Raw genomic sequence first — 977 nt, forward strand, 5'->3', positions numbered from 1 at the left:
TTTAGTTTTCCTGTTGTAAGTTCGTCTAAAATTTTCAGTTTAAAAGGTTCTGAATACCGTCTGATTACTTTGTCATTTTTGTACATAATGTTTGAAATTATGTAGCCTTTATTCAGGACGGGTCACTATATTTGGTAACGTGTTTGTATATGGTTTGTTGCGTGGTATAGCACATAATTTAGTAAATAAAAACCGAATAGAAAATCCGCGAGGATTTTCGTAAGTAGGCTAGAACTAGCAATAAATTATATACGGTGTTGGCAACTGTATTTATTTTTTTCGATTATGAAATTCAGTCAATATTTTTTCTTTTTCCAAATCCGACAATCCATAATTATTTACCATAAGTGGCGAAGGTGGAAAAGTCCTGTCAAAATTCAAAACATACATCATTAAATATTCACTTATCTGATATCTAACACCAACGCAACCTGATTGATAATCAACCAAATATTCATTATCGGCTATTGCTTTGGAAATCAGTTCAGCTTTTTCTTTGTAGGTTTCTTTTTTAATCAAACCCTCATAAGCAATAGCTTTTACATTTCCGTTTGGATATTTTGTGAGTTTCAGAAGTTCTAATTCCGTTGCATTTTTCATTATCCATTTTCTCCTTTGGATTTCATCTTCTGTTGACCTTGCGCCAACTCCAACAAATCCGCTTGTGATTCCTTGTTCTTTTGCAACTTGAATTGAGTCTTTTATTTCTTTTCTGATGTCATTCCAATTATAAGTCCAACTTTTTTCATAGCCAGAAGATAGCACAGCAATAATTCCAATTCCGATTATTGTCAGAACTGGGAATAAAATCGAAAATCGATTCCGTTTAATATTATTTCTGCGTTTCGTCATATGTCTAGTCCTGAAATATGGCTACAGGTTAAAAATTGATTTACGCTGTTTTTAAATATACCATATTTGGTGTTTTATAGTCTAAAGATACATGTAATCTAATTTCGTTGTATAGATTGATTGCA

The 977-nt window shown here is 31.8% G+C and carries 1 protein-coding gene; it reads right to left on the reverse strand.

Going from position 1 to position 977, the window contains the following annotated elements; genetic code table 11:
- Window positions 1-270: 270 nt before the first annotated feature.
- Window positions 271-852: a hypothetical protein gene (locus FGF67_RS16840; RefSeq protein WP_139698917.1), complete on the reverse strand. Its 582-nt coding sequence runs from the start codon at window positions 850-852 to the stop codon at window positions 271-273.
- Window positions 853-977 lie beyond the last annotated feature (125 nt).

The sequence above is a fragment of the Allotamlana fucoidanivorans genome (assembly GCF_006265225.1).
Taxonomy (GTDB): Bacteria; Bacteroidota; Bacteroidia; order Flavobacteriales; family Flavobacteriaceae; genus Allotamlana; species Allotamlana fucoidanivorans.

Excerpts from the sequence above, each read along its gene's own strand:
- FGF67_RS16840 (WP_139698917.1), bottom strand. The coding sequence starts at position 852 with ATGACGAAACGCAGAAATAATATTAAACGGAATCGATTTTCGATTTTA.